Origin of the sequence: Dietzia sp. E1 (genome assembly GCF_014145015.1) — a bacterium.
Classification (GTDB): domain Bacteria; phylum Actinomycetota; class Actinomycetes; order Mycobacteriales; family Mycobacteriaceae; genus Dietzia; species Dietzia cinnamea_A.
The window spans coordinates 1-273 of the sequence record NZ_JAALDU010000562.1; the positions used below are offsets into that span (position 1 = coordinate 1).

Consider the following 273-nt stretch of genomic DNA (forward strand, 5'->3'; position numbering starts at 1 on the left):
AGGCCGGGAGCAGGGTCAGGCTCCGGTGTTGCGGCCGAAGGTCACCGTCATCGCCACCGGCGACAACGGCCGCGACGAACACGGCGCGCGAGTGGAGTTCACCCGCACCGGCGAAGCCGCCCTGCAGACCCTCATGGAAATACTCGCCACCTCCCACGGGGCCACCTTCGAACAGGTCGACCCCCGCATCGGCGCCGCCGACGACACCGCCGCCGCCCTGAGATACCGGCCGAGCGCCCAGTTGGCGCGCCGGGTCCGGCTCCGCGACGGCAC

Annotated in this window: 1 pseudogene; it reads left to right on the forward strand. The window is 72.9% G+C overall.

Going from position 1 to position 273, the window contains the following annotated elements:
* Positions 1–273: pseudogene (locus tag G6030_RS15730) on the forward strand (HNH endonuclease); the annotation flags it as partial.